Genomic DNA, 25,251 nt, shown 5'->3' with positions numbered 1-25,251 from the left:
TGTGGGCGCGATCTCTGGGGCCGAACTCTGCCCATACCGGGCAGAACGGGCCAGAGATCGCGCCCACAACGGGGAGGGGGGCGGGACGGGGGTCAGTCGCGGGTGAGGCGGCGGTAGGTCACCCGGTGCGGGCGGGCGGCGTCCGCACCGAGCCGCTCGACCTTGTTCTCCTCGTAGGACGCGAAGTTGCCCTCGAACCAGTACCAGTTCGCCGGGTTCTCGTCGGTGCCCTCGTAGGCGAGGATGTGCGTGGCGACGCGGTCGAGGAACCACCGGTCGTGCGAGACCACGACGGCACAGCCCGGAAACTCCAGCAGCGCGTTCTCCAGCGAGCCCAGGGTCTCGACGTCGAGGTCGTTGGTCGGCTCGTCGAGCAGCAGCAGGTTGCCGCCCTGCTTCAGCGTCAGCGCGAGGTTCAGCCGGTTGCGCTCACCGCCGGAGAGCACACCGGCCGCCTTCTGCTGGTCGGCGCCCTTGAAGCCGAACGAGGCCACGTACGCTCGCGAGGGGATCTCGACGTTGCCCACCTGGATGAAGTCGAGCCCGTCCGAGACGACCTCCCACAGCGACTTGTCCGGGTCGATGCCCCCCCGGGACTGGTCCACGTAGGAGATCTTGACCGTGTCGCCGACCTTGAGGTCACCGCCGTCGAGCGGCTCCATGCCCACGATCGTCTTGAACAGCGTCGTCTTGCCGACGCCGTTGGGGCCGATCACGCCGACGATGCCGTTGCGCGGCAGCGTGAACGACAGCCCGTCGATGAGCTGACGGTCGCCAAAGCCCTTCTGCAGGTTCTTGGCCTCGAGCACCGTGCTGCCCAGGCGCGGGCCTGCCGGGATCTGGATCTCCTCGAAGTCGAGCTTGCGCGTGCGCTCGGCCTCGGCGGCCATCTCCTCGTAGCGGGCCAGTCGCGCCTTCGACTTGGTCTGGCGGCCCTTGGCGCTCTGGCGCACCCACTCGAGCTCGTCCTTGAGGCGCTTGGCGAGCTTCTGGTCCTTCTTGCCCTGGACCTCGAGCCGAGCCTGCTTCTTCTCCAGGTAGGTGGAGTAGTTGCCCTCGTACGGGTACAGACGGCCACGGTCGACCTCGCAGATCCACTGGGCGACGTGGTCCAGGAAGTAGCGGTCGTGCGTCACGGCGAGCACGGCGCCGGGGTAGGTGGCCAGGTGCTGCTCGAGCCACAGCACAGACTCGGCGTCGAGGTGGTTCGTGGGCTCGTCGAGCAGGAGCAGGTCGGGCTTCTCCAGCAGCAGCTTGCACAGCGCGACACGACGGCGCTCACCACCTGAGAGCACGGTGACGTCGGCGTCCGGCGGCGGGCAGCGCAGCGCGTCCATCGCCTGCTCGAGCTGGCTGTCGAGGTCCCACGCGTCGGCGGCGTCGATGGCCTCCTGCAGCTCGCCCATCTCCGCCATGAGCGCGTCGAAGTCCGCGTCGGGCTCGGCCATCAGCGCGGAGATCTCGTTGAAGCGGTCGACCTTCGCCTTGATCGGCCCGACGGCCTCCTCGACGTTGCCGAGGACCGTCTTCTCCTCGTTCAGCGGCGGCTCCTGCTGGAGGATGCCGACGGTGTAGCCGGGCGAGAGCCGAGCGTCACCGTTGGACGGCTGGTCGATGCCGGCCATGATCTTGAGGATCGTCGACTTCCCGGCACCGTTCGGGCCGACGACGCCGATCTTGGCGCCGGGCAGGAAGTTCAGCGTGACGTCATCGAGGATGACCTTGTCGCCGTGCGCCTTGCGCGCCTTGTACATGGAGTAGATGAACTCAGCCACTGGCTCGTTTCCACCGTTCGATCGCGCTGTCTGAGGGTTACCGGCGGGCACGGCGGAGGACCGGCGTGCAGCCGGTCCCCCAGCCTACGCGACACCGCCCCTCAACCGGCGACCGGCTCCGCCTCGCCCGTCAGGTCGTCGACGACGTCGCCACCCGCCGCGTCCGCGTCGTCCGCCGCCAGGTCGTCCTCCCCGGTCAACGACCTCGCGTCGTCCGGCGCCGCCGTCTCCCACGGGGATGCCTCCACCTGGCCGGTGCGGTCCTGGGGCGCGGGGCCGGACTCGTGGATCACCTTGCTGAACCGCGTCATGCCCCGGGTGGAGTCCGGCCCGATCGCGTCGGCGTCCACCACCAGGTTGACGCGGTCGCGGCCGTCGCGGTCGGTCCACTCCTCGGCGGAGAGCCGCCCGGTCAGGACCACCGGCTGCCCCTGCACCAGGGACTCGCAGACGGTGCGCGCCGCACCGCGGAACGCCTTGACCGTGAACCAGGTGGTCCTGCCGTCGCGCCACTCCCCCGTGACGGCGTCGCGCACCCGGCGCGTGCTGCCCACGCGGAAGCTGGTCCATGCGACCTGGTTCTGGGACAGGTGCAGTGCCGGGGTCGTCCCGACGTAGCCCGTCACGGTCACCGTGGCCTCGCTCATACGTCCTCCTGAGATCTGCGGCCGGCACCGTGCCGGCCGTGCACCCAGGCTCAGGCGGACGTGGCGGCCTTGTCGTCCTTCTCCGGCGATCCTGTGGACGGCGCCCCGGCTGTGGGCAGCCTCAGCGCCCCGGTCAGCGGTCGGGACGACGGCAGGTCGCGCGCCGAACGGGCGAGCTCGCGCACCCGACGGTGGTCCACCAGCACCCGCTGGGTGGGCTCGCCCAGGTGGCGCACCAGCACGTCGCGGACCGCCTCGCGACCCTGTCGGGCCACCTCCGCCCGCCGCCGGGCGGCGAGCCGGCGGCGCACCACGGCCCGCACCACCGCCAGCACGACGGCGACGACGAGGAGGCCCGCACCGACGCCCACCAGCACCTGGTCCCACGGCCCCGGCACGGCCAGCACGCCGGTGAGCGCGAGCACGCCGGCGATCACCAGCAGCACCCCGAGCACCGCGCAGGCCCAGGCCGTGCGGCGCACCGGACGCGACCACGCAGGGCCGCGGACGTCCAGGTCCACGCTGCGCAGCGCCTCGGTCACCACGGCCCGCAGCCGGTCCGCACCGGCGACGGACTCCGCGAGCGAGCGCTGCCACCCGGGCCGCAGCGCCGCCCCCGCGCGGGTCAGCCACCGCGCCCGGGAGAGCGCGATCGTGTCCCGGTCCGCAGCAGGGATCTCGGGCATGCCGTAGCCGTTGCGCACGGCCGCACCGACCTGGCTCGCGACGGCGTCCAGCCCGGTGGCACCCACCACGGGCTCGAGCTCGCGGTCCACCGCGGCGTCGAGCTGCCAGGGGACGTCCGCCGGGATCTGGGACAGCAGGGCCGCTGCCGCGGAGTCCAGCTCGGCGGCTGCGCGCCCGGCGGCGACGGATCGCCGTGCGCACGCCTCCTCGAGGATCTCGCGCACGTGCCCGATCCCCTCACCCGTCCTGGCCGATGCCGGCTGCACGTGCACGCCGGTCAGGCCGTCGTCGGCCAGCAGCCGGCCGAGGTCCTCGACGAGGTTCTCCCGCTGGGAGTCGGGCACCGTGTCGACCTGGTTGAGCACCAGCACCATCGACGACTCCGAGCCCACCTGCGCGCTCAGGTACCCCGTGTGCAGGGCGTCGTCCGCGTACTTCTGCGGGTCCACCACCCACACGAGCAGGTCGACCAGGGGCAGCACGCGGTCCACGACCTCGCGGTGCGCCGGCTCGACCGAGTCGTGGTCGGGCAGGTCGAGCAGCACGAGCCCGGCCAGCCCGGCGGCTCCGTCGCCCTCGAGGTCCTCGCTGTGCGTGATCCGCCGTTCCCGGTCGACGCCGATCCAGTCCAGGAGCGGTTCAGCGCCCTCGGACCAGGAGCAGGCGGTGACGCGCGCCGTCGTCGGCCGCTTGACCCCCACGTCCGCGAACGACAGGCGCGAGATCTTGTTGAACAGGCTCGACTTGCCGGACCCGGTGCCGCCGGCGAAGGCCACCACCGTGTGGTCGACGCCGAGCTCGAGCCGCCGGCGCACGCCCTCCACGGCCGTCTCCACCCGCTGGCCCGTCGCGCGGTCGAGGCGGGGCCCGGCGAGCGAGAGCGCCTCGGCGAGGTCCTCGGTGCGTGCGCGCAGCGTCGCGTCGTGCGAGGTCGTCGTCATGTGAGCCTCCTCAGCTCGGCGAGCCGCAGGCGCAGCGCGGTGGCTGCGTCGTCCACCAGGTCGGGTGAGTCGAGTCGGGCACGCACCGCGTCGATCTCGGCGTCGACGACGACGGCGGCGCGGTCGGCGAGGTCCTCGCGCAGCGCGGCGACCGGTTCCGAGGCGACGTCCGCCACGACCCGGTCGAGCAGTCGCCTGGCGTCGTCGCTGCCCGCCGCCGCGGCGAGGAGCAGCGTCGCCAGACCTCGCTCGCCGAACGCTCTCGCAGCAGCCCGCACGGCGGCGGCGGCGTCGGGGCCGAGCAGGGCGCCGACCTGTTCGTCCGCGCCTGCGGCCCACTCCGCGACCGTCGTGCCCGCGGCCTCGCCGCGCGCCGCGGTGCGTTCCTCGGGGTCCGGCAGCGCGTACGGACCGCCGGCGGGAGCCGCCGACCCGTCGAGCAGCGCGCGCAGGCGTTCCTCGACCCTCGCGCCCGACGCCGTCAGCGTCCGCCGGGCGGCGGCCTCGACGTCGTCGCGCAGCACCTCGAGCGCCTCCGAGCGGGTGCGCCCGGCTCGGCGCGAGCTGCGGGCGCGGTGCCCGCGGACCTTGACGCGGTCGACTCCGGCGGTTCCGGAGAGCTCGCGCCACCGCGCCTCGACCGACGCCCCGGCGACGACGCCCGCCCCGACCGCGTCCCGCGCGAGCTTCTCCGCGGCGGCCAGCTCGCCGTCCACGAGGCGGCGCAGGGTGGTGGCGGCCGCGGCCTGCGCCTCGATCGCGTCGGCCAGCGAGGTGACCCAGCCGGGCAGCGCAGCGAGCGACCCCTTGAGGGTGCGCACCACGACGGCGCGGGACCGGTCCGGCCCGGCCAGCATGTTGAGCCAGCGTTTGATCTGGCGGACCACCGACTCGTCGAGCAGCCCCTCGTGCGGGCCGACGTCCGGCACCACGAAGAGCGGCGTGTCCGTCATGCCGTGGGAGCGCAGCCGCGCCATCAGGTCGCCGCGGATCGTCGTCAGGTCGGCCTGCGGGACGCGGTTGAGGACCATCGCCACCGAGGCGCCGCGCTCGGTGGCCCGCGCGAGCGCCTGCCAGGGCAGCGCGTCGCCGTACCGGGACGCCGTGGTGACGAAGAGCCACAGGTCCGCGCCCTCGAGGAGCTGCTGGGCGATCGAACGGTTCTCCTGCACGAACGAGTCGAGGTCGGGTGCGTCCAGCAGCGCGGTGCCGCGCGGTACGCCCTCGTGGTGGATCACGCGGGACAGCTCGGTGACCGGCCCTTCGGCGATCACGTCCGCGTCGGCAGGGTTGAAGGCGAGGACGGGCTCGCGGGTGGTGGGCCGCAGCACCCCGGCCTCGGAGACCTCCTCGCCGAGCAGGGAGTTGTACAGGGTGGACTTGCCGGCCCCGGTCGAGCCGGCCACGACCACGACGGCGGGCGAGCTCAGCTCGGCGAGGCGCGGCAGCAGGTGCTCGTCGAGCTGGGCGAGCAGCCGGTCGCGCGACGCGCCGGCCTCGTCCGCGCCGTCGACCGGCAGGGGGAGGCGCACGTCGGCGACGTCGCGGCGCAGGTCGCGGGCGACGTCGTGGACGGTGAGGCCGAGCTCCTCGGCCGCAGCCGCGTCCGGCCGCCCGCCGCGGAAGCGGGAGGCGCGCGTGGAGGAAGTCACGGGCTCATCCTGGCGTGCCCGGCGGTCGGTGCCAAACGCGCGCGCCGTGGGCACCACGACTTCTCCGTCCGCGGGGACGACGGCGCCGCTCCCGTCAGGCCTTCGGCCCGGAGCCGTCCGCCTTGCGGCCGGTCTCGCGCTCCCAGGCGTCGAGCTGCTGGGTGAGCGCCCGGGCGAGCTCGAAGACCTGCTGCGGCGGGATCCGCACCCGCGACACGACCCGCGCCGGCATCACCCGGCCACCGGTCTGGGCGCCGGTCGACTGGTCGACCGCCGGCTTGGCCGGCGACTTCGCGGCCACGAAGTCGAGGACGAACGACGTGGACGTGTGCCACACGGACGCGAAGTCCGCCGGCACCCCCGTCTCGTGCTCGCTGGGCAGGTCGACCTGGAGCTTGAGCTCGGAGCTCGCCATGGCGGTCCTCTCTTCGGCAGTCCGGAGGCGTTGCGCGGTCGCTCCGACCGTACCCCCGCCGCAGCACCCCGGGCGCCGCCTCAGCCCTTCCTCACGAGCGCACGAGCCGTCGCCTTGCCGTAGACGCCGTCGTCGGGGATGCCGAGCCAGCGCTGCACCTCGCGGATGCGCTCGACCGTCTGCGCCCCGATGACGCCGTCCACCTTCTCGCCCTGGAGCCCGACGACGCGTTGAGCGATCTCGTTGCGCCAGCGGCCACTGCGCCCCCGCTTGGCCCCGCGGCCGAGGTGGTACCAGGTCTGCGGCCCGACGACGCCGTCCACCGTGAGCTGGCGCCGCTTGCGCTGGAACGTCCGCACGCCGTCCGCGGTCTTCGGGCCGAACTTCTTGTCGACCTTCCCCCGGTACGCGCCGACGCCACGGAGGCGGTGCTGGAGGAGCCCGACGCGCCAGCCGGTGGAGCCCTGTCGGATCGTGCCGATCCGGTGCGGCTTGCGCCTCGTGCCGCCCCCGGTACCGGAGCCCCGGGCCTTGTCCCGGTCCGGGTAGTACGTCAGGTGCCACAGCTCCTTGACGCGGCGGCCCTCGTCGTCGCCCCACCCGCACCCGGCGGCGACCTTGAGGAACCGCTGGCGGTCACGGTCCTCCCACGAGGTGAACACGACGGCGCGGGCGCGGCCCGGGTCACCCGCCGACCGCGCCGTCTTGACGTCCACCGCGACCCCGCCGCCGTGGTTCGAGGTGCCCGGCACGGCGGCGGCCGCACCCTTGACCCGCCCGTACCGCGTGCCGTTCCAGTAGCGGTAGTCCCCGTACGGGGAGCGCGCCCCGGCCCGGTACCGCTCCTTGAACAGCTTGACCTGTGTCTCGTACGAGCGCCATGCGCCCGTGATGAGCACGTTCTTGCCGAACTTCTCGACCGCGCGGTCCCACGCGGCGGCGGCGTCCGTGCGGAGCACGAAGCCGGGGTTCGACGTCAGGGCTCGACCGTGCGAGCTCTTGATCTGAGCGACAGCCATGTCGGGTTGCCTCCTGGGCCTCAGCGACGAAGCGTCAGGTCGAACGGTCCGCATCGCCTCCGCGAGGGGACCGCGGTTCTGTGCCCGGACCTCGTGCAGCGACGCTTCTCAGGCCTTCACGACGTCCGCGTGCTCGGAGCACAGCATCTCGGGACCGGCCAGGACAGCGAGCACTGCCGTGCCGCCGCTCCGGTCCGTCCCGATGTCCATATAGGGATGGAGGGCCGCCGTCGCACCTCGTGACGTCGGCTGCGGGTGACTCACCCACGTCGCTGTGCTCGCCGTGTCGGAGTGCCCCCGGCAGGACTCGAACCTGCAACCTACGGATTAGAAGGCCGTTGCTCTATCCATTGAGCTACGGAGGCGCGGGCCCATGGTAGTCAATCCTCGAGCAGGGCCGGCGCCCGCACCCGCAGCGCGAGCAACCCGCAGACCAGGCACACGGCCACGTTCACAGCCACCAGCACCCGGTGGTCGACGACCGCGAGCGCGGTCGCCCCGGCCAGCGTCACGAGCACTCCGGGCAGGTTGAGCACCACGTGGCTCGCAGCACCGACGCGACCCTGCATACGGGTCGGCGTGAGCACCTGCCGCTCGGTGACGTAGGCGACCACGGCGCTGGTGGCGGTGAAGCCGACGACGCCCATGCCGAGCACGGCGGGCAGCACCCACGAGCCGGCGAGCGGCACGAGCCCGAGCGCCAGGCCCACCAGCCCGAGCGAGAAGACCCGCGGCCGCCCGAACCGCACCATGAGCCTGCCGACGACGAGCCCTGCCGCCAGCCCGGCGACGCCCTGCAGCGTCGTCAGCGGGCCCAGCAGAGCCGCTTCGAGGCCCAGGTGCTCCAGGATCGCGAAGGCGACCGCGTTGACGAGGCCGACGGCCGCCATCGCCCAGAGGATCGCCGTGGTCATGCGGCCGAGGGGCGGCGTCGAGACCAGGTAGCGGAACCCCTCGGTGGCCTCGGCCCAGAACCCGGTCGGCACCACGCCGTGCGGCTGCGACTCGGTGATGCGCACGACGGCGAACACGGCGGCCGACCCGACGAAGGCCATCATCGCCGCCACCACCAGCGGAACCGGGCCGATCCAGGCGTACACGGCCGCACCGAGCACAGGCATCGCGATCCGGAACACCTGGTCGATGGCCGCCAGCCGGCCGTTGGCGTGGCCCAGGGCCTCGTCGGGCAGCAGGTCCTTGAGCAGGCCGGACTGGCACGCAGCCGTCACGTAGGCGATCGTCGCGTAGAGCACGGTCACCAGGTACACCATCCAGACGTGCTCGGCGCGCGAGACCGCCAGCAGCGGGACGAGCACCAGTGCCCCGGCCGCGTACGTCCACACCAGCATCCGACGGCGCGACACGCGGTCGGCGAGCCGGCCGAGGAAGGGTGCCGCGAGCGCCGGAACGCCGAGCGCTGCGAACGTGACACCGCCGAGGGCCGCGCTGCCCGTGAGGTCGGTGACCCAGACCGCAAGGATCAGCACGAGCACCGAGTCCGCGAAGTTGGTCAGCGCCCAGCCGGCGGTCAGCGTCCGGAACTGCGCGGTGCGCAACGCGGCGACGGGCGACCGCTTCGACATCGTCACCGCCACACGATAGGCGAACCGGACCGGTCGACGCTGCCAGCGAAAAGATCGTGCATCTCCCCCCGCTGCCGAGGCATGCTCGGAGCACACCGCGGTGACGCCCGTCCGGTCAGGTGCCGGACGGTCGGGTGGTCCCTGGCCCGGACCGACGAACCCACGTCACGAAGGAACGAACGATGCACCCGATCGAAGCGCACGCCGTCGCGCGTGCCATCCACCACGAACGCCTCGCCGAGGCCGAGCGTGCCCGGCGTGAGCGCCGCCAGCGGGACGCCCGGGACGGCGCTCCGTCCTCCCGGGGCCAGCGGCGTCGCCGTCGCTTCCGGCTACGGCTTCGCCGGCGCCCGAGGCTCCAGCTCACCGTCCCCGGGAACGCCCGAGGATGGCGAGTCGCATGACTGCACGACAGCACGACACCGGGAGCCCCGGCCGTCACGACCACCGCGTCGAGACCGCCGGGGCTCTCTGCGTCGGCACCGGGACGCCTGGCAACCGCCGTCGGCGGCAGAACGTAGGCTGGCTCCCGTGAGCCCGAGCAACCCGAACGACCGCATCGTGTGGATCGACTGCGAGATGACCGGCCTCGACCTGCGCGCCGACGCGCTCGTCGAGGTGGCCGCCGTCGTCACCGACTCCGAGCTGAACGTCCTGGGCGAGGGGGTCGACGTCGTCGTCCGACCGCCGGCCGAGGCGCTCGACCAGATGAACGACTTCGTGCGCCAGATGCACACGACCTCCGGGCTGCTCACCGAGCTCGACGGCGGCACCACCCTGGCCGACGCCGAGGCGCAGGTGCTGGCCTACGTCCGTGAGTACGTCCCCGAGCCCGGCAAGGCTCCCCTGGCGGGCAATTCGGTGGGCACGGACAAGATGTTCCTGGAGCGGGACATGGCCGAGCTGGTCGGTCACCTGCACTACCGGATCGTCGACGTCTCCTCGATCAAGGAGCTGGCGCGGCGCTGGTACCCGCGGGTGTACTTCGCCTCGCCGCAGAAGAACGGCGGGCACCGCGCGCTCGCCGACATCCTGGAGTCGATCGACGAGCTGCGGTACTACCGCGAGGCGCTGCTCGTCCCGCAGCCCGGTCCCGACACGAAGTCAGCTCGGGCGGTGGCCGAGCGCATCAAGGAGACCTCGGTCACGACCCGGCCCGCGATGTCCTGATCGCCCCACGGAGCATGTACACTTTTCGACGGCTGAGGCACTCGTTGTCATTCGTCTGTCGAAGCCATGGTGGCTATAGCTCAGTCGGTAGAGCGCCTGGTTGTGGTCCAGGAGGTCGCCGGTTCAAGCCCGGTTAGCCACCCCACCGAACGAGGCCCGGATCTCGTCCAGGATGCACTCCTGGACGAGATCCGGGCCTCGTTCTCGTTCCGGGTGACCGGCCCCCGCCCGCGCCCACTGCGAGCCGGGAGGAAACCTGTAGCGTGCACGAGACGGGCACGTCGCTGTCGTGAGGACGGAGTATCGACATGAGCACCAACAGCTTCGGATCCCTCGACCAGCTCACCGTGGGCGAGGCCACCTACGACATCTTCCGGCTGGACCGGGTCGAGGGCTCGGCCCGGCTGCCGTACAGCCTGAAGGTCCTCCTGGAGAACCTGCTGCGCAACGAGGACGGGCGGGTGGTCACCGCCGAGCACGTCCGTGCGCTCGCGGCCTGGGACCCTGCCGCGACGGCGGAGACCAGCACGGAGATCCAGTTCACCCCCGCGCGGGTGCTCATGCAGGACTTCACGGGTGTGCCGTGCGTGGTCGACCTGGTCGCGATGCGTGACGCCATGACGGCGGTGGGCGGGGACCCGGCGAAGATCAACCCGCTCATCCCCACCGACCTGGTCATCGACCACTCGGTGATCGCCGACGTGTTCGGCCGCGTCGACGCCTTCCGGGTCAATGCGGACCTGGAGTTCGAACGCAACCACGAACGCTACGAGCTGCTGCGCTGGGGCCAGCAGGCCTTCGACGACTTCCGGGTCGTCCCGCCCGACACCGGGATCTGTCACCAGGTCAACCTGGAGTACCTGGCACGGGTGGTCTTCACCAAGGAGGGTGCGCAGCGCCCGGTGGCCTACCCCGACACGGTCGTGGGTACCGACTCCCACACCCCGATGATCAACGGGCTCGGTGTGCTGGGGTGGGGGGTCGGCGGCATCGAGGCCGAGGCAGCGATGCTGGGCCAGCCGATGAGCATGCTCATCCCGCAGGTGGTGGGGCTGAAGCTCACTGGTGAGCTGACCGAGGGCACGACGGCCACCGACCTGGTCCTGACCGTGGCCGAGCTGCTGCGCCGGACCGGCGTGGTGGGCAAGTTCGTGGACTTCTTCGGCCCTGGTGTCGCCAACGTGCCGTTGGCCACCCGCGCGACCCTGGGCAACATGAGCCCGGAGTACGGCTCGACCGCGACCATCTTCCCCGTCGACGCCGAGACGCTGGACTACCTGCGCCTGACCGGCCGCTCGACCCACCAGGTCGAGCTGGTGGAGGCGTACGCCAAGGAGCAGGCCCTGTGGCACGACCCGGACCACGTCCCGGACTACAGCCAGGTCGTCGAGCTGGACCTGTCGACCGTCGAGCCGTCCCTCGCCGGGCCGACGCGCCCGCAGGACCGCATCCCTCTGCGGGCCGCCCAGCGCGCTGTGCGTGGGCTGCTGGCCGGGCAGACGCACGCCGAGGCGGTCCGGGGCGGGGTGGACGACGGGTCGGCGGACTCCTTCCCGGCCAGCGACCCCTACACGGTCGGCACCGGGGTCGACCGCGACGCGCCGCCCCGGACGGGCGGCTACGGCCAGGTCGACGGTTGGCCCTCGGACCCGACGCAGATCGACCTCGACGGCACCCCGGCGCAGATCGACCACGGTGACGTGGTCATCGCGGCCATCACCTCCTGCACCAACACCTCCAACCCGTCGGTGATGCTCGGCGCCGGTCTGCTGGCGAAGAACGCCGTGGAGAGGGGGCTGCGCTCCAAGCCGTGGGTCAAGACGAGCCTGGCTCCCGGGTCGCGGGTCGTGACCGACTACTACGAGCGCGCCGGACTCACCCCGTACCTCGAACAGCTCGGCTTCCACCTCGTGGGCTACGGCTGCACCACGTGCATCGGCAACTCCGGTCCGCTGATCCCCGAGGTCAGCCAGGCCGTCACCGGTCACGACCTCACGGTGGCCTCGGTGCTGTCCGGGAACCGGAACTTCGAGGGCCGTATCCACGCCGAGACGAAGATGAACTTCCTGACCTCACCGCCGCTGGTCATCGCCTATGCCCTGGCGGGGTCGATGCACGTCGACCTGCTGCGCGAGCCGCTCGGCCAGGACGAGCAGGGCGACGACGTCTTCCTCAAGGACGTCTGGCCCACCAGCGCCGAGATCAAGGCTGCGATCGACGCCAACGTCGAGGCGCGCATGTTCACCGACGGCTACGCCGACGTCCTGACGGGGGACGAGAACTGGCGGGGCATGACCCTGACGCAGTCCCAGACCTTCGACTGGGACGCCGCCTCGACCTACGTGCGCCGCCCGCCCTACTTCGACTCGATGCCCACCGAGGCAGAGCCGGTGCGCGACATCATCGGCGCCCGGGTGCTGGCCCACCTGGGGGACTCGGTCACCACCGACCACATCTCCCCGGCCGGGGCGATCCGGGCAGACTCCCCGGCCGGGAAGTACCTCACCGGGCACGGGGTGGAGGCGAAGGACTTCAACTCCTACGGCTCGCGCCGCGGCAACCACGACGTGATGATCCGCGGGACCTTCGCCAACGTGCGGCTGCGCAACAAGCTCGTCCCCGGCGTCGAGGGCGGGTACACGCGCCGCCTGCCCGACGGCGAACCCGAGAGCATCTTCGACGCCGCCCAGTCGTACGCCGAGGACGACGTCCCGCTGATCGTGGTGGCCGGCGCGGACTACGGGTCGGGTTCGTCGCGGGACTGGGCCGCCAAGGGCACCATGCTGCTCGGCGTCAAGGCCGTGCTGGCCACCTCCTTCGAACGGATCCACCGATCGAACCTCATCGGCATGGGGGTCCTGCCGCTGCAGCTCACGCACGGGGAGTCGGCCGAGGATCTCGGCCTGACCGGGGAGGAGACCTACTCCATCATCGGGCTGGAGGGTGCTGAGGAGCTGCCCGGTGAGGTCACCGTCCGCGTCGAGGCGGACGATCAGGTCCGCGAGCTGACGGCGCGGGTGAGGATCGACACCCCCGCCGAAGCGGCGTACTACCGCCACGGAGGGATCCTGCCCTACGTGCTCCGCCAGATGCTCACGAGCTGATCTGCCTGCAGGGGTTCGCGGCCGGGCCGCGAGATCGCCGCGCGACCGGCGGGTTCTCTCGCGCCGCGTGCAGGATTGTGGTCGGGTAGGACGTCGGAACCCCCGCCCTCCGGAGGCACTGCCCATGATCGAGTTCCGCTCGGTGACCAAGACGTACCCGGACGGCACCCATGCCGTCGCGGACTTCGACCTGGTCATCCCGCCGCACAAGACGACGGTCCTGGTGGGATCGTCGGGCTGCGGCAAGACGACCCTGCTGCGGATGATCAACCGGATGGTCGACCCGACGTCCGGGGTCATCGAGATCGACGGCGAGCCGATCCAGGACCGGGACGCCGTGAAGCTGCGGCGCAGCATCGGGTACGTGCTGCAGAACGGCGGGCTGCTCCCCCACCACAGGGTGGTCGACAACGTCACGACCGTGCTGCGGCTCGAGGGCACGTCGCGACGCACCGCGCGCGACCGTGCGCTCGAGCTGCTCGACACGGTGGGCCTGGACCGGGCGATCGCCGAGCGGTACCCCGGCCAGCTCTCCGGCGGTCAGCAGCAGCGCGTCGGCGTGGCGCGCGCCCTGGCCGCCGACCCGAACATCCTGCTCATGGACGAGCCGTTCGGCGCCGTCGACCCCATCGTCCGCGCCGAGCTGCAGACCGAGACGCTCCGTCTGCAGCAGGAGCTGAACAAGACCGTCGTGTTCGTCACGCACGACGTCGACGAGGCGTTCCTGCTGGGCGACCAGGTCGTGATCCTCGAGAAGTGTGCCCAGGTCGCACAGATCGGGTCCCCGAGCGAGATCATCGAGAATCCCGCCGACGAGTTCGTGGCGAGCTTCATCGGTGCCGAGCGCGGCGCCCGCGCCCTGCACACCAAGCAGACCGGTCGCGGCACCGTGCTCGTCGATGCCGCCGGCCGGACGCAGGGAGTCCTCGTCGAGGGCGGCGCATGACCTGGGTCCTGGACAACCTCGACCTGATCGGCCGCCTCACCGTCGAGCACCTGCGCCAGAGCGCGCTGCCCATCCTGCTCGGGTTCCTCGTGTCCGTCCCGGCAGGCTGGCTCGCGTTCCGGTTCCGGCTCACCCGCGGGCTCGTGCTGACCCTCGTCGGGCTGCTCTACACGATCCCGTCGCTCGCGCTGTTCGCCCTGCTGCCCCCGGTGCTGGGCATCAGCTTCCTCAGCGAGGTCAACCTCGTGGTGGCGCTGACGATCTACGCCGTGGCGATCATGACCCGGTTCGTCGCGGACGCGCTCGCCTCGGTCGAGCCGTCGGTCCGGCAGGCCGCCGTCGCCGTCGGCTACGGGAGCTGGCGACGGTTCTGGCAGGTCGACCTCCCCCTGGCGGGGCCCGTCGTCCTGGCCGGGTTGCGCGTCACCGCGGTGTCCACCATCTCGCTGGCGACCGTCGGGATCCTCATCGGCATCGACAACCTGGGCTACCTGTTCACGAACGGCTACCAGCGCCAGATCGTCCCCGAGATCCTCGCGGGCGTGGTGGCCGTCGTCGTCATCGCCCTCCTGATCGACGCCCTGCTGGTCCTGGTGGGCAGGCTGCTCATGCCCTGGAACCGGAAGGGGGCGTGATGGACCTCTTCGCCGACGCGATCGCCTGGATCTTCTCCCCCGACCGGCAGACCGGCTCCCTGCCGCTCTCCGAGGCCGTCTGGACGCACGTCGCCTTCACGGCCGTCTCCGTGCTGCTCGCCGCGATGGTCGCGGTGCCGGCCGGGTGGCTGATCGGGCACACCGGCCGGGGCCGCGAGGTCGCGGTGGCGCTGTCCGGCGCCGCACGGGCGGTGCCGTCGTTCGGGCTCGTCCTGCTCCTGGTCCTGGTGCTGGGAGTGACGCACAAGGTCGGCGCATCCACGACGGCGTTCGTGCTGCTGGCGATCCCGCCCGTCCTCGCGGGCGCCTACTCGGGGGTCGAGGCGGTCGACCGGCGGGTGGTCGACGGCGCCCGGTCGGTGGGGATGACCCCGACGCAGGTGCTGCGCAAGGTCGAGGTCCCGCTCGGGCTGCCGCTGCTCATCGGCGGGCTGCGGTCCGCGACGCTGCAGGTGGTGGCCACCGTGACGCTCGCCGGCTACGTCGGCAGCTGGGGTCTCGGCTTCTACATCGTCCAGGGCATCCAGATCCGCGACTTCGCGCAGATACTCGGGGCGGCGCTCGTCATCGTGGTGCTCGCCGTGGTGCTCGACGCCCTGTTCGCCGTCCTCGAGCGGCTCGTCGTGCCGGCGGGGGTCTCCGCCGGACGCGCCCGCGACACCTGAACCCCGTCCATCGAACACCCACGAACGCCCACGAAAGGCAGACCATGCGCAGCACCCGACGAACCATCACCCTCGTCGCCGGAGCGGCGGCCGCGCTCCTCACCCTGACGGCCTGCGGCGGCGGCTCCGACCCGTTGGAGCAGGACACCGGTGACGGCGAGGAGACCGCGGCCGCCGGCACGATCGTCGTCGGCTCCCAGGCGTACTACTCCAACGAGATCATCGCGGAGATCTACGCCCAGGCCCTCGAGGCCGACGGCTTCACCGTCGAGCGGAACTTCTCCATCGGTCAGCGCGACGCCTACATGCCGGCGCTCGAGAACGGCGAGGTGCAGGTCTTCCCCGAGTACACGGGCAACCTGCTGCAGTTCTTCGACCCGGAGACCACCGCGACGTCGACCGACGACGTCTACGCGGCGCTCCAGGACGCCCTGCCGGAAGGTCTGGCCGTCCTCGACCAGTCGGCTGCCACCGACCAGGACTCCTACAACGTCACGGCCGACTTCGCCGAGGCCAACGGCCTGACCACCATCGGTGACCTCGCCGACGCCGAGGAGGAGATCGTGGTCGGCGGCCCCGCCGAGCTCGAGGAGCGGCCCTACGGTCCGCAGGGGCTCGCGGACGTCTACGGGGTCGACGTGTCGTTCGAGGCCACCGGCGACACGACGGTCCAGGACCTCGTGGCCGGCACCGTCAACGTGGCGAACGTCTTCAGTGCCGACCCGCGCATCCAGACCGAGGGCCTGGTCACCCTCGAGGACCCCGAGGGCCTGTTCCTCGCCTCGAACGTGGTCCCCCTGGTCAGCGCCGAGGTGGCCGACGAGGTCGCCGCCGCCATCGACCCGGTCAGCGCCGCCCTCACCCCCGAGGGCCTGGTCGACCTCAACGTCCAGTCCACCGAGGAGCGACGCTCCAGCGAGGACATCGCTGCCGACTGGCTCGCGGAGAACGACCTGGGCTGAGCCGCCCGGGACCGCGGGCTCAGCCCAGACGGGCGACGATCGCGTCCGCGAGCGCCTCCGCGGTCCCGGCCCCGCCGTCGTGCTTGAGCCACAGCGACGGCTCCGTCAGCTCGAGCTCGATGACGGCCGGCGAGTCCTCGCGGCCGACCAGGTCCACGCGCGCGTAGAGGAACGGCTGCTCCACCCCGAGCTTCTCGTGCGCGACGGCGAGCGCCCGACGCGCTACGTCGATCTCCGCGTCGGTGGCGTCGACCGGCCGCATCTTCTCGCGGGCGTAGAGCCCTTGCGTGGGACGGCTGGGCCCGGTCAGCAGGGCGTTCTTGCGCACGGAGTGGCGCACCTCGCCGTCGACGAAGATCAGGCAGGTCTCGCCCTGGGTGTCCACGCTGGTCACGTACGGCTGGATCATCACGGCCCGGCCGTCGTCGAGCAGGGACTTGGCGTGCTGGATCGCGAGCGCCCGCGACGCCGAGCTGACGGGCTGGTAGCGCCCCGTGTCCTTGGCGCCCGCCGAGACGACCGGCTTGACCACGAAGTCGCCGAAGGCGGGCATGCGGGTGTGGATCGCGCGCTTCGACAGGTGGCGCTCGGGGTCGAGCCAGATCGTGGGGATGACGGGCACCCCGGCGGCGTCGAGCGCCTGCAGGTAGGTCTTGTCGGTGTTCCACGAGATGACGTCGGCGCTGTTGGCCAGCCGCGGCACGGAGCGCGCCCACTCGACGAACTGGTCGCGCCGGGGCGAGTAGTCGTACGTGGAGCGCACGACGACGAGGTCGTACTCCGCCCAGTCGACGTCGGGGTCGTCCCACACGACCGGCTCGGCCGTGACGCCGCGGCCGGCGAGAGCGGGGACGAGCGGGCGGTCGTCGGCGTCGAGGTCGGGCAGGACGGAGCAGGTGGCGAGTCCGACTCGCTTCGGCGTCGTGGTCACGGCCCAGAGCCTAACCGCTGGGCCTCACAGCCCGTACTCCTCCGCGAACCGCAGCCACACCTCCGAGACGGTGGGGAACGCGGGCACCGCGTGCCAGAGTCGGCCGAGCGGCACCTCGCCGACGACGGCGATCGTGGCCGCGTGCAGCATCTCGCTCGCGTCGGGCCCCACGAACGTGGCGCCGACGATCACCTCGCGCTCGGTGTCCACGAGGATCTGCGCCCGGCCCGCGTAGTCGGGCGACGTGACGCTCGCACCGGCGACGGCGGACAGGTCGTAGGCGACGGCGCGCACCGGCAGGCCGGCGTCGCGCGCCTCGGTCTCCGTGGGACCCACCGACGCCACCTGCGGGCGGGTGAAGACCACCTGGGTCCGGGCGACGTGGTCCGCGCTGGCCGCGTACCTCGTCCAGGCTCGGGCGTGCGGCGGTGGCATCCGTGAGGAGCTGTCGTCCGGGCCGTACAGGGCGGCGACGACGTCGCCGGCGACGCGTGCCTCGTACTTGCCCTGGTGGGTGGTCGGGGCTCGGCCGGTGACGTCGCCGCAGGCGAACAGCCACGGGTTGCCCCCGGCGGACCGGCTCACGCCCTGGACCACCATCGAGTCGTCGGTGCGCAGCGGCGCGTCCGTCGCCAGCCCCACGCTGTCGAGGCCCACCTCGCCCGTGCGGGGCCGCCGCCCGGTCGCCACCAGCAGCTCCGCCGCCGTCACCTGCTGCGTCCCCCGACCGTCCTCGACGGTCACGGTGACCGGGCCGCCGACCTCGGGGCGGGAGACCTCCGTCACCTCGCTGCCGAGCCGGACGTCGACCCCGGCCTCGCGCAGGGCGTCGGCGAGGGCTTCACCGGCGAAGGGTTCGGCACCGGTCAGCAGGCCGCTGCGCGCCAGGAGGGTGACCCGGGCGCCCAGGTCGGAGTAGGCGGTCGCCATCTCGCAGCCCACCACACCACCGCCGAGCACCACGAGCGACTCCGGCACCGCCTCGGCGGCCGTGGCCTCGCGCGACGTCCACGGGTTCGCGGCGCCCAGCCCCGGGACCGGAGGCAGCACCGGTGCGCTGCCGGTGGCCACCACGACGGCGCACCGGGCGTGCAGCAGGTGGGTGCCGCCGCCGTCCACGGACCCGAGCGCCGGTGTGACCTCGACCTTCCGCTCCCCCACCAGCCGGCCGTGACCGCGCACCAGCGCGATGCCGGCCGATGCGAGCCACTCCACCTGGCCGGTGTCGTCGCCCTCCCCGGTCGCCTTGTCGCGCCAGGCCAGCACGGCCGCGGGCATCGAGCGGGCCCGGGTCCGCCACGCCGGGCGTGGCACGGGCCGCGGCGCGTGCCGCGCCGGGGTGCAGCAACGTCTTGGACGGGATGCAGGCCCAGTACGAGCACTCCCCGCCCACGAGCTCCGCCTCCACGACGGCCACCGAGAGCCCGGTGGCGGCGGCCCGGCCGGCCGCGTTCTCCCCGACGGGGCCCGCGCCGATGACGATCACGTCGTACGTCTGGTCCATGCGGGCATCCTGTCGCGCCTCGCCGGCACCCGCCACCGCGTCACCGCCATAGCCGCACCCGCCAGCCCCGGCGTGCCTCGTTTGGAGCTTCCGGCAACCGCTTGTGCGATTCGTGCACGACGGCGCGACGCGGGTGGGTACGCTGCCCGGCGCCCCGTGGACGCCCGGCCACCAGAGTGGTACCCGACCACGCCCGACCGCCGCGCGAAGGAGAACCGATGACCGAGGCCACCGAGACCGCACCGAGCACCGCCAGCGGGCGCCGCGGAGCCCTGGACGCCGCCGACGCCGCCCGGGTGGCCACGTTCGCCGCCCTCGTCGCCGTGCTCGGGCTGCCGGGCTCGCTCAGCCTGTTCGGCAACGCCGTGCCGATCACGTTGCAGACCCTCGGGGTGATGCTCGCGGGCACCGTGCTCGGCGCCCGTCGCGGCGCCCTGGCGGTGCTGACCCTGCTGGTCCTGGCTGCCGCAGGGCTGCCGCTGCTCGCCGGGGGCCGCGGCGGGCTGGGTGCCTTCGTGGGACCTTCGGCCGGCTATCTCGTCGGCTTCGCCGCCGGGGCGTTCGTCGTGGGCCTGCTCGTCCAGCGGCTCCGGCGGGTCACGTTCGCCGGGGTGCTCGTCGCGGCGCTCGTCGGGGGCGTCGGCGTCGTGTACGCGTTCGGCCTGCCGGTGCAGGCGGTCGTGACCGGCGTCCCGCTGGCACAGACCGCCTGGCTGTCCCTGGCGTTCCTGCCCGGGGACCTGCTCAAGGCGCTGGCGTGCGCGGGCATCACCGTCGCCGTGGCCCGCGCCTACCCGGCCGCCCTGCGGTACCGCACGCGGGAGGGCTGAGGGTGCCCGTCGCCCACCACGTCCTGCGGCACGCGGCCGGGCCGGGCCGGGACCGGCCCGCGCTGCGCCATGCGACACGCGACCGCACGTACGCGGAGCTGGCCGCCGACGTGCGCGCCGGCGCCGAGCACCTCACGGCCACCGGCACCCGCCCCGGCGACCTCGTCGCGCTGCTGCTGCACGACCCGCTCGACGCGCTCGTCGGTCTGCTCGCCGTCGACCTCGCCGGCGCCACCGGCCTGGTGGCCGACCCCGCCTGGCCGGTGCACCAGCGCGCCGAGGTGCTGCGCGCCCTGACGCCCGCCGTCGTCGTCCACGTGCCGTTGCCGCGCGCCGCGCCCGGCACGGTCGGGCTCGGCGACGCGGACAGGGGTGCCGGACCGCCGCCCGACGACGCCGACACCGCGTGGGCCGGGTTCTCCTCCGGCAGCACCGGTCGCCCGCGCGCCGTGGTCCGCGACCGCGGGTCCTGGACCCGGTCCTTCGACCACGTGAGCCGACTGACCGGCACCCGGGCCACCGACACGGTGCTGGTCACCGGGCCGCTGGCCAGCTCGCTGCACTGCTTCGCCGCGGTGCACGCGCTCGCCGTGGGCGCGTGCGCACACCTGGCGCCGGGACCGACCGCGACGACGGCGGCCCTCGCGGCGAGCGACGTGGTCCACCTGGTGCCCTCCCGGCTGGACGACGTGCTCGACGCCCTGGTCGCCGGGATGCCGTCGCGGCTACGGACCGCCGTCGTCGGTGGTGCAGGCCTCGACCCCGTCCAGCGCGAGCGCGCCGCTGCGTCCGGCCTGGAGCTGGTCGCCTACTACGGCGCGGTCGAGCTCAGCTTCGTCGCCGTCGACACCGGCGACGGGCTGCGACCGTTCCCCGAGGTGGACGTCGCCGTGCGGCCCCAGCCCGGCACCAGCCTGGGCGAGGTGTGGGTGCGCTCGCCGTGGGTGTCGCAGGGCTACCTCGCGGGTGCCCGCGGACCGCTGCGCCGCGACGGCGCGTGGGCCACCGTCGGCGACCTCGCCGAGCTGCCCGACGGCGCGGGCCCGGCCCCCGCGACGAGCGCCGTCCCGCTGGGCTCCGGCAGCGGGCCGCTGGTGCTGCGCGGACGCGGCGACGGGGCCGTGCTGACCGCGGGGGCCACCGTGGTTCCCGAGGACGTCGAGGCGGCCCTGCGCCCCGTGCCCGGCGTGCGCGACGTCGTCGTGGCCGGGGCGCCGCACCGCCGGCTCGGTGCCGTGGTCGTCGCCGTGGTCGAGGCCGACGACCGGCCCGGCCTGCGCGCGCATCTCGAACGGGTGGCCCGCGCCACCCTCGCCCCCGCCCAGCGACCACGCCGCTGGTACCGGGTCGACGCGCTGCCGCGCACCGCCGACGGCAAGGTGGCGCGTGCCGCGCTCGGGGCCGCCGTGGCCGGCACCGACCCGGCCGCCCGGGTGGGCGAGCTCGGGGTGCTGCGGTGAGCGTCGTCGTCGCCGCGCGCCGCACCTGGATCGGGGTGGCGGGCCGCGGTCACCGCGGCGTCGACGAGACGGCGCTCGCCGCCGCCGTCCTGACCGCCACGGCGCGCGACGCCGGGGTGGACGCCGTGGACGACGTCGTGCTCGGCAACGCGGCCGGCCACGGCGGCAACGTGGCCCGGCGGGCCGCGCTCGCCGCCGGCCTGACGGCACCGGGGCTCACCGTGGACCGGCAGTGCGCCTCCGGGCTGGCGGCGATCGCCGTCGGTGCCGCGCTCGTCGACTCCGGGCAGGCCGACGCCGTGCTCGCCGGCGGGGTGGAGAGCGGCTCGCACGCGCCCCGCCGGTCGCACGGCCCCCTGGCCTACGGCCGCGCGTCGTTCGCACCACCACCCTGGGCCGACCCCGACCTCGGCGACGCCGCCGACCGGCTCGCGCGCGCCCGCGGCACCGCCCGCGAGCGCCAGCACGCCTGGGCCGTCCGCTCGCACGAGCGCGTCCGCACGGCGCACGCCGCCGGTCGCTTCGCCGCCGAGACCGTGCCGGTCGGCGGGCTCCGGCGTGACGAGCACGCCCGGAGGCTCGACCCGCGGGTGCTCGACCGGCTGCCCGGTGCGTTCGGCGCGGACGGCTCCGTCACGGCGCTCTCGGCGGCCCCCTCGGGCGACGGCGCGGCCGCCGTCGCCGTCGTGCCCGACGGCTCCCCCGGGCTGCGCGTCCGGGCCGCGGTCACCTGCGGCACCGACCCGTCGCGCCCGATGGTCGGCCCGGTCGCGGCGGTCCGGACGGCCTGCGCCCGGGCGGGTGTCGCGCTGGGCGACGTCGCCGCGGTCGAGCTCGTCGAGGCGTTCGCCGTCCAGGCGCTCGCGGTCACCGAGGAGCTGGGCGCCGACGACGCCCGCTGGAACACCGACGGCGGCACGCTCGGGCTGGGCCACCCGTTCGGGGCCAGCGGTGCGGTGGCCGTGGTGCGGCTGTACGCCCGCCTGGTCACCGCCGGTGCGCCGGCCGGCACGCTCGGGCTGGCGACGGCTGCCGCGGCGGGAGGCCTCGGCGTCGCACTGCTCGTCGAGGTGGTCCGATGACCGAGGTGGTGCTGGACGACGTGCACGTGCGCCACGGCGAACGCGAGGTGCTGCACGGCGTCTCGCTGCGGCTCACCGAGCGCCGGGTCGCCGTCATCGGTGCGAACGGGTCGGGCAAGTCGACCCTCGCACGCCTGCTGAACGGGCTGATCGTGCCGACGTCGGGCCGCGTGCTGGTGGACGGGCTGGACACCCGCCGCCGTGGCCGGGAGGTGCGACGACGCGTCGGGTTCGTGTTCACCGACCCGGACGCGCAGATCATCATGCCGACCGTCGCCGAGGACGTCGCCTACTCCCTGCGCCGCTCGGGGCTGTCGCGGGCGGCGGTGGCGGCGCGGGTCGCCGCCGAGCTCGACCGGCACGGCCTCGCCGACCACGCCGACCACCCGGCCCACCTGCTCTCCGGCGGGCAGAAGCAGCTCCTGGCCCTGACGAGCGTGCTGGTCACCGCGCCACGGCTGGTCGTCGCGGACGAGCCGACCACGCTCCTGGACCTGCGCAACACCCGGGCCGTCGCCGACCGGCTCGCGGCGCTCGACCAGCACGTCGTGCTGGTGACGCACGACCTCGACCTGGTGTCGGGCTTCGACCGCGTGCTCGTCGTCGACGGCGGCCGGGTGGTGGTCGACGACGTCCCCGCGGCCGCGGTGCCCGCCTACCGTCGGCTGATGGCGTGAGCCCGGTGCACCGGCTGGGGGCCGGGACCAAGCTGGCCGCGCTGTGCGTGTGCTCCCTCGCCCTGCTGGCCGTGCGCTCGCCGGTCGGGGCGGGTGCCGCCGTCGTCGGCGTCCTCGGGCTCTACGCCCTGGCGCGGCTGGGCCCGCGCGCGGTGTGGTCGCAGGTGCGGCCGCTGCGCTGGTTCGTCCCGTGCGTCGTCGCGGTGCAGTGGGCCACGCTCGGGCCGCTCGCCGCGTGCGTGCTGACCACCCGCCTGGTGGCGCTCGTCGCCCTGGCCGGTCTCGTCACGGCCACGACGCCGACCTCCCTGCTCCTGGCCGCCCTCGAACGGGCTCTGGGCCCGCTGCGCCGCGTGGGCCTCGACGCCGAGCGGGCCGCGCTGGTGCTGGCGCTGGCCGTCCGCTCGGTCCCCGTGCTCACGGCCCTGGCGGGGACGGTGCGCGACGCGCAGCGGGCCCGCGGGCGCGAGCACGACGTCCGGGCGTTCGCGGTCCCGCTGGTCGTCGGTGCGCTGCGGCAGGCGGACGCGCTCGGCGAGGCGCTCCGGGCGCGCGGCCTGGACGACTGAGCCGCCAGGCGGTCCGCTCAGACGCGGACGAACTCCAGGTCCGTCACCTCGCGGCCGGCGCTGCGGCCCTTGCGCTCGAAGCTCGTCATGACGCGGCCCTCGAACCGAGGGGCACGTCCTCCCGGTCCGTGGGCGTTGCGGAAGCCCTCGGCGGCGTCGCCCACCTTCAGCATCACCTCGCCGTACTGGGCCCAGTCGGTGGCCAGGCGCCAGCGGCCGCCCGGCCGCAGGACCCGCGCGACGAGGTCGGCGAGCTCCGGGTCGACCAGGCGCCGCTTGTGGTGCTTCTGCTTGGGCCACGGGTCCGGGAAGAAGACCCACACCTCGTCGAGGCTCGCCTCCGGCAGCCCGTGGCGCAGCAGCTCGGCGGCGTCGACCTGCATGATCCTCAGGTTGTCGAGCACCTGGCCGGGTGCCCCGCCGGCGTCTGCCGGGTCGGCGCCGCCGTGGCCCGCCCGCACGATGACCTGCGCGACGCCCGGCGTGTAGACCTCGACGGCCACGTGGTCGCGCTCAGGATGGGTGGCGGCGGCATGCACGATGCACTCGCCCAGCCCCGTGCCGATCTCGAGCACGACGGGCGCCGTCCGCCCGAACTCCGCCGCCGCGTCGAACCGCCAGTCCGGGTGCACGGACAGCTCACGGCGCTCGCGCGGCACGTCGACCAGGTAGTGATGACGGCGGGCGTCCCAGGCACGCTGCTGCCCGGCGGTCAGCCGCTCGGTCCGCCGCACATAGCTGCGCGGCCGACGAAGGAAGTTCTCGTGGCGCGGCTCGTCGGCCTCGTGCGGACGCTCGGTAGAGCTGGGCGGGGTCTCGGACACCGCCCCAGGGTACGGCGCAGCACGGGCCTGCCCCTATTCCGCCGCCAGCTCGACCAGGGCGAGCAGCGCCTGCCCGTAGGCGTCGGCCGCCTCCGGGGCCGCGAAGGTGCGCCGCTCTCCGAGGAGGTCGACCTCGACGACGTAGGTATCGCCGTCGTGCACCAACGAGCGGAAGGTGCGCCCGAGCAAGGAGCGCAGCTGGTCCTCGCCCGGGAGCCAGAGCGTGTCCTCGATGTCCACGGAGTCCAGGGCCCACTCGGTGGTCCCGTTGAAGCCGAGCACCGTGCCCGTCGGGTAGTGGTGCGGCTCGATGGTCAACGTGGAGACGGTGAACACCTCCGCGGCCAGCTCCGGGGCGTCGATGTGGAACCTGTCCCCGTCCGTGGGCTTCCAGGTCAGCCCGGCGTCACGCAGGCGGGCGGCGAGCTCGGTGGAGATCATCCGTCCATCGTGCCGCCGCGAGCCGCCTGAACGCCAACGGCAGAGGCCCCCGTCGCTGCTGCGACGAGGGCCTCGCTGGTGCGCCATCAGGGACTCGAACCCCGAACCCGCTGATTAAGAGTCAGCTGCTCTACCCATTGAGCTAATGGCGCGCGAACAAGCGCGGACGATGAGCAGGCGGTCGGTTCGTCGTCCTCGCTGGTGCGCCATCAGGGACTCGAACCCCGAACCCGCTGATTAAGAGTCAGCTGCTCTACCCATTGAGCTAATGGCGCGTAGCGGTGTGAAACATTACCAGGCCGGAACGCACGACCGGTACTCGGATCCCCGGCGGAGGGCTGTGACCTGCACGACAGCCATCCTCACAGGTACAGGCCCGTGGTTCCCGCGTCGTCGGAGAGCTCCGCCACGGCGTGCACGTCACGCTCGCGCAGCAGCACGTAGTCCGTGCCGCCGAGGTCGACCTCGGCCCGGTCCTCGGGGTCGTAGAGCACCCGGTCGCCCACGGCCACCTGGCGCACGTGCTCGCCCTTGGCGACCACCGTGGCCCAGGTCAGCCGCTTGGGGCCCGCCGCCGTCGCCGGGATGACGAGGCCGGCCGACGACTGCCGCTCAGCACGGTCGGTCTCCGGGTCGACGAGCACGCGGTCGTGCAGCATGCGGATGGGCAGCGGCTCGGCCGGCCGGCGGGGGGACGCGCCCGCGGGGGAC

General features: G+C 73.5%; 23 protein-coding genes, 4 tRNA genes and 1 pseudogene. 13 read left to right on the top strand and 15 right to left on the bottom strand.

The genetic code is table 11. The annotated features are described in order from the left end of the window. Positions 1-92 precede the first annotated feature (92 nt). The 8 genes from ettA to ACH5HR_RS08965 form a co-directional block, all read right to left on the bottom strand. Entirely contained in the window at positions 93-1,775 is a 1,683-nt protein-coding gene (gene ettA, locus ACH5HR_RS09000; protein ID WP_402376308.1) for an energy-dependent translational throttle protein EttA, read from the bottom strand. Positions 1,776-1,876: 101 nt separating this feature from the next. After that, a complete protein-coding gene (locus tag ACH5HR_RS08995; RefSeq protein WP_416477467.1) occupies positions 1,877-2,422 on the bottom strand; it encodes a single-stranded DNA-binding protein in 546 nt (181 codons plus the stop codon). 50 nt (positions 2,423-2,472) lie between these two features. Then, a complete protein-coding gene (locus ACH5HR_RS08990; protein ID WP_416477465.1) occupies positions 2,473-4,050 on the bottom strand; it encodes a GTPase in 1,578 nt (525 codons plus the stop codon). Further along, positions 4,047-5,702: a GTPase gene (locus ACH5HR_RS08985; RefSeq protein ID WP_402376299.1), complete on the bottom strand. Its 1,656-nt coding sequence runs from the start codon at positions 5,700-5,702 to the stop codon at positions 4,047-4,049. The genes ACH5HR_RS08990 and ACH5HR_RS08985 overlap by 4 nt, the downstream gene beginning before the upstream one ends. A 94-nt stretch (positions 5,703-5,796) precedes the next feature. Continuing rightward, positions 5,797-6,117: a DUF3467 domain-containing protein gene (locus tag ACH5HR_RS08980; protein ID WP_416477463.1), complete on the bottom strand. Its 321-nt coding sequence runs from the start codon at positions 6,115-6,117 to the stop codon at positions 5,797-5,799. An 80-nt stretch (positions 6,118-6,197) separates the two neighbouring features. Continuing rightward, positions 6,198-7,136, bottom strand: coding sequence for a peptidoglycan-binding protein (locus ACH5HR_RS08975; RefSeq protein ID WP_416477462.1), 939 nt, complete (start codon positions 7,134-7,136; stop codon positions 6,198-6,200). A 292-nt stretch (positions 7,137-7,428) separates the two neighbouring features. Then, positions 7,429-7,501: transfer RNA gene (locus ACH5HR_RS08970), tRNA-Arg, on the bottom strand. Between the two features lie 15 nt (positions 7,502-7,516). Further along, positions 7,517-8,719, bottom strand: coding sequence for an MFS transporter (locus tag ACH5HR_RS08965; RefSeq protein ID WP_416477506.1), 1,203 nt, complete (start codon positions 8,717-8,719; stop codon positions 7,517-7,519). Positions 8,720-8,901: 182 nt separating this feature from the next. Between ACH5HR_RS08965 and ACH5HR_RS08960 the strand changes: the two genes are divergently transcribed. From ACH5HR_RS08960 to ACH5HR_RS08925, 8 genes are all read left to right on the top strand, one after another. After that, on the top strand, positions 8,902-9,123 hold the full coding sequence (locus ACH5HR_RS08960) for a hypothetical protein (RefSeq protein ID WP_402376291.1): 222 nt from the start codon (positions 8,902-8,904) through the stop codon (positions 9,121-9,123). Between the two features lie 127 nt (positions 9,124-9,250). Further along, the gene (gene orn, locus ACH5HR_RS08955) at positions 9,251-9,889 is read left to right on the top strand and encodes an oligoribonuclease (RefSeq protein WP_416477460.1); all 639 of its coding nucleotides are present in this window, start codon (positions 9,251-9,253) and stop codon (positions 9,887-9,889) included. 69 nt (positions 9,890-9,958) lie between these two features. After that, positions 9,959-10,034, top strand: a tRNA-His gene (locus ACH5HR_RS08950). A gap of 163 nt (positions 10,035-10,197) precedes the next feature. Further along, positions 10,198-12,993, top strand: coding sequence for an aconitate hydratase (locus tag ACH5HR_RS08945; RefSeq protein WP_416477458.1), 2,796 nt, complete (start codon positions 10,198-10,200; stop codon positions 12,991-12,993). Positions 12,994-13,117: 124 nt separating this feature from the next. Then, on the top strand, positions 13,118-13,939 hold the full coding sequence (locus ACH5HR_RS08940; protein WP_416477457.1) for an ABC transporter ATP-binding protein: 822 nt from the start codon (positions 13,118-13,120) through the stop codon (positions 13,937-13,939). Beyond that, positions 13,936-14,574 (top strand): ABC transporter permease, encoded by a 639-nt coding sequence (locus tag ACH5HR_RS08935; RefSeq protein ID WP_416477455.1) that lies wholly within the window; start codon positions 13,936-13,938, stop codon positions 14,572-14,574. The genes ACH5HR_RS08940 and ACH5HR_RS08935 overlap by 4 nt, the downstream gene beginning before the upstream one ends. After that, positions 14,574-15,260 (top strand): ABC transporter permease, encoded by a 687-nt coding sequence (locus ACH5HR_RS08930; protein WP_416477453.1) that lies wholly within the window; start codon positions 14,574-14,576, stop codon positions 15,258-15,260. The genes ACH5HR_RS08935 and ACH5HR_RS08930 overlap by 1 nt, the downstream gene beginning before the upstream one ends. Before the next feature lie 44 nt (positions 15,261-15,304). After that, on the top strand, positions 15,305-16,222 hold the full coding sequence (locus ACH5HR_RS08925) for an ABC transporter substrate-binding protein (protein WP_416477451.1): 918 nt from the start codon (positions 15,305-15,307) through the stop codon (positions 16,220-16,222). 19 nt (positions 16,223-16,241) lie between these two features. Here ACH5HR_RS08925 and ACH5HR_RS08920 read toward each other — a convergent pair whose 3' ends face one another. Together ACH5HR_RS08920 and ACH5HR_RS08915 are read right to left on the bottom strand one after the other, a co-directional pair. After that, positions 16,242-17,153 carry an ATP-grasp domain-containing protein gene (locus ACH5HR_RS08920; RefSeq protein WP_416477449.1) on the bottom strand — a complete coding sequence of 304 codons (912 nt, stop codon included), beginning with the start codon at positions 17,151-17,153 and terminating at the stop codon, positions 16,242-16,244. Between the two features lie 24 nt (positions 17,154-17,177). Further along, positions 17,178-18,657 (bottom strand): annotated as a pseudogene (locus ACH5HR_RS08915) (dihydrolipoyl dehydrogenase family protein). Positions 18,658-18,875: 218 nt separating this feature from the next. Between ACH5HR_RS08915 and ACH5HR_RS08910 the strand changes: the two are divergent. Genes ACH5HR_RS08910 through ACH5HR_RS08890 form a run of 5 tightly spaced genes read left to right on the top strand, consistent with a single transcriptional unit; the run spans position 18,876 to position 23,275 of the window. Continuing rightward, the gene (locus tag ACH5HR_RS08910; protein ID WP_402376267.1) at positions 18,876-19,487 is read left to right on the top strand and encodes a biotin transporter BioY; all 612 of its coding nucleotides are present in this window, start codon (positions 18,876-18,878) and stop codon (positions 19,485-19,487) included. A 2-nt stretch (positions 19,488-19,489) separates the two neighbouring features. Next, the gene (locus ACH5HR_RS08905; protein ID WP_402376264.1) at positions 19,490-20,947 is read left to right on the top strand and encodes a class I adenylate-forming enzyme family protein; all 1,458 of its coding nucleotides are present in this window, start codon (positions 19,490-19,492) and stop codon (positions 20,945-20,947) included. Further along, positions 20,944-22,029: an acetyl-CoA C-acyltransferase gene (locus ACH5HR_RS08900; RefSeq protein ID WP_416477447.1), complete on the top strand. Its 1,086-nt coding sequence runs from the start codon at positions 20,944-20,946 to the stop codon at positions 22,027-22,029. Before ACH5HR_RS08905 ends, ACH5HR_RS08900 begins: the two co-directional genes overlap by 4 nt. After that, positions 22,026-22,706 (top strand): energy-coupling factor ABC transporter ATP-binding protein, encoded by a 681-nt coding sequence (locus ACH5HR_RS08895; protein ID WP_402376259.1) that lies wholly within the window; start codon positions 22,026-22,028, stop codon positions 22,704-22,706. Before ACH5HR_RS08900 ends, ACH5HR_RS08895 begins: the two co-directional genes overlap by 4 nt. Then, a complete protein-coding gene (locus ACH5HR_RS08890) occupies positions 22,703-23,275 on the top strand; it encodes an energy-coupling factor transporter transmembrane component T family protein (RefSeq protein ID WP_402376256.1) in 573 nt (190 codons plus the stop codon). Before ACH5HR_RS08895 ends, ACH5HR_RS08890 begins: the two co-directional genes overlap by 4 nt. 17 nt (positions 23,276-23,292) lie before the next feature. On the opposite strand, the gene trmB is transcribed toward ACH5HR_RS08890, so the two are convergent. The 5 genes from trmB to ACH5HR_RS08865 form a co-directional block, all read right to left on the bottom strand. After that, complete coding sequence (gene trmB, locus ACH5HR_RS08885; RefSeq protein WP_402376253.1) at positions 23,293-24,099, bottom strand: tRNA (guanosine(46)-N7)-methyltransferase TrmB; 807 nt, start codon at positions 24,097-24,099, stop codon at positions 23,293-23,295. A gap of 33 nt (positions 24,100-24,132) precedes the next feature. Further along, positions 24,133-24,540, bottom strand: coding sequence for a pilus assembly protein CpaE (locus ACH5HR_RS08880; RefSeq protein ID WP_416477446.1), 408 nt, complete (start codon positions 24,538-24,540; stop codon positions 24,133-24,135). 76 nt (positions 24,541-24,616) lie between these two features. Then, positions 24,617-24,692 (bottom strand) — tRNA-Lys (locus ACH5HR_RS08875). A 47-nt stretch (positions 24,693-24,739) separates the two neighbouring features. Beyond that, positions 24,740-24,815: transfer RNA gene (locus tag ACH5HR_RS08870), tRNA-Lys, on the bottom strand. 87 nt (positions 24,816-24,902) lie between these two features. Next, positions 24,903-25,199, bottom strand: a complete 297-nt coding sequence (locus ACH5HR_RS08865) for a GroES family chaperonin (RefSeq protein ID WP_416477504.1) — start codon at positions 25,197-25,199, stop codon at positions 24,903-24,905. Between the last annotated feature and the right edge of the window lie 52 nt (positions 25,200-25,251).

The organism is Isoptericola maris, assembly GCF_048065335.1.
Taxonomy (GTDB): domain Bacteria; phylum Actinomycetota; class Actinomycetes; order Actinomycetales; family Cellulomonadaceae; genus Isoptericola; species Isoptericola rhizosphaerae.
This window is presented reverse-complemented; position numbering and strand designations above follow the sequence as displayed.

Excerpts from the sequence above, each read along its gene's own strand:
- ACH5HR_RS08995 (WP_416477467.1), bottom strand. The coding sequence starts at position 2,422 with ATGAGCGAGGCCACGGTGACCGTGACGGGCTACGTCGGGACGACCCCG.
- ACH5HR_RS08990 (WP_416477465.1), bottom strand. The coding sequence starts at position 4,050 with ATGACGACGACCTCGCACGACGCGACGCTGCGCGCACGCACCGAGGAC.
- ACH5HR_RS08980 (WP_416477463.1), bottom strand. The coding sequence starts at position 6,117 with ATGGCGAGCTCCGAGCTCAAGCTCCAGGTCGACCTGCCCAGCGAGCAC.
- ACH5HR_RS08975 (WP_416477462.1), bottom strand. The coding sequence starts at position 7,136 with ATGGCTGTCGCTCAGATCAAGAGCTCGCACGGTCGAGCCCTGACGTCG.
- ACH5HR_RS08965 (WP_416477506.1), bottom strand. The coding sequence starts at position 8,719 with ATGTCGAAGCGGTCGCCCGTCGCCGCGTTGCGCACCGCGCAGTTCCGG.
- ACH5HR_RS08960 (WP_402376291.1), top strand. The coding sequence starts at position 8,902 with ATGCACCCGATCGAAGCGCACGCCGTCGCGCGTGCCATCCACCACGAA.
- ACH5HR_RS08945 (WP_416477458.1), top strand. The coding sequence starts at position 10,198 with ATGAGCACCAACAGCTTCGGATCCCTCGACCAGCTCACCGTGGGCGAG.
- ACH5HR_RS08940 (WP_416477457.1), top strand. The coding sequence starts at position 13,118 with ATGATCGAGTTCCGCTCGGTGACCAAGACGTACCCGGACGGCACCCAT.
- ACH5HR_RS08935 (WP_416477455.1), top strand. The coding sequence starts at position 13,936 with ATGACCTGGGTCCTGGACAACCTCGACCTGATCGGCCGCCTCACCGTC.
- ACH5HR_RS08930 (WP_416477453.1), top strand. The coding sequence starts at position 14,574 with ATGGACCTCTTCGCCGACGCGATCGCCTGGATCTTCTCCCCCGACCGG.
- ACH5HR_RS08925 (WP_416477451.1), top strand. The coding sequence starts at position 15,305 with ATGCGCAGCACCCGACGAACCATCACCCTCGTCGCCGGAGCGGCGGCC.
- ACH5HR_RS08910 (WP_402376267.1), top strand. The coding sequence starts at position 18,876 with ATGACCGAGGCCACCGAGACCGCACCGAGCACCGCCAGCGGGCGCCGC.
- ACH5HR_RS08895 (WP_402376259.1), top strand. The coding sequence starts at position 22,026 with ATGACCGAGGTGGTGCTGGACGACGTGCACGTGCGCCACGGCGAACGC.
- ACH5HR_RS08880 (WP_416477446.1), bottom strand. The coding sequence starts at position 24,540 with ATGATCTCCACCGAGCTCGCCGCCCGCCTGCGTGACGCCGGGCTGACC.
- ACH5HR_RS08865 (WP_416477504.1), bottom strand. The coding sequence starts at position 25,199 with ATGCTGCACGACCGCGTGCTCGTCGACCCGGAGACCGACCGTGCTGAG.